Here is a 678-nt window from a genome sequence, read left to right on the forward strand (position 1 = left end):
GGGTTGACGGAAGCACGCCACTCGTAGACCTTGCGCCTGCACAGTCCAGAGACTCAAACAGGGGACTTAGAGCTTCCATGGATAAGAATATGCCGATTCTCATCGTCGATGATTATAAGACGATGCTTCGGATCATCCGTAACCTTCTGAAACAGCTTGGTTTCGACAATGTCGATGAAGCCACAGATGGCTCCACCGCCTTGGCGCGGTTGCGGGAAAAGAACTACGGTCTCGTGATTTCCGACTGGAACATGGAACCGATGACGGGTTTGCAGTTGCTGCGTGAAGTGCGCAGCGACGCGAAGCTGAAACACATCCCCTTCGTGATGGTGACGGCGGAAAGCAAGACGGAAAACGTCATTGCGGCAAAAGAAGCGGGCGTCACGAATTACATCGTGAAGCCGTTCAATGCTGAAACGCTGAAGCAGAAGCTGGTTGCCGTTTTCGGCAATTTCTAAGCTTTAGGGGCTTCGGCCCCGCTAAGCTTTGGGGGCTTTGGCCCCGTGCGGCATGATATGGGCTGACGAGTGAGGAGGAAGCCGATGAAGGGTCTAACGGCGACGCCAGAGTTGCGTCAGCATTTGGATGCCCTGCGGCAGCAGTCGCACCATCAGCCTATCGCGCCCGACGAGGTGACGCGGATCGTTGAACAGGTTTTAGCGACGATGGGCGGCGAAA

Annotated in this window: 1 protein-coding gene; it reads left to right on the plus strand. The window is 55.3% G+C overall.

Translation table 11 applies throughout. The features are described from left to right. The first annotated feature begins 89 nt into the window (after nucleotides 1–89). Nucleotides 90–458: a response regulator gene (locus tag VZ95_RS21040; protein ID WP_232302800.1), complete on the plus strand. Its 369-nt coding sequence runs from the start codon at nucleotides 90–92 to the stop codon at nucleotides 456–458. Nucleotides 459–678: the final 220 nt, after the last annotated feature.

Source organism: Elstera litoralis (genome assembly GCF_000963705.1).
GTDB classification, from domain to species: Bacteria; Pseudomonadota; Alphaproteobacteria; order Elsterales; family Elsteraceae; genus Elstera; species Elstera litoralis.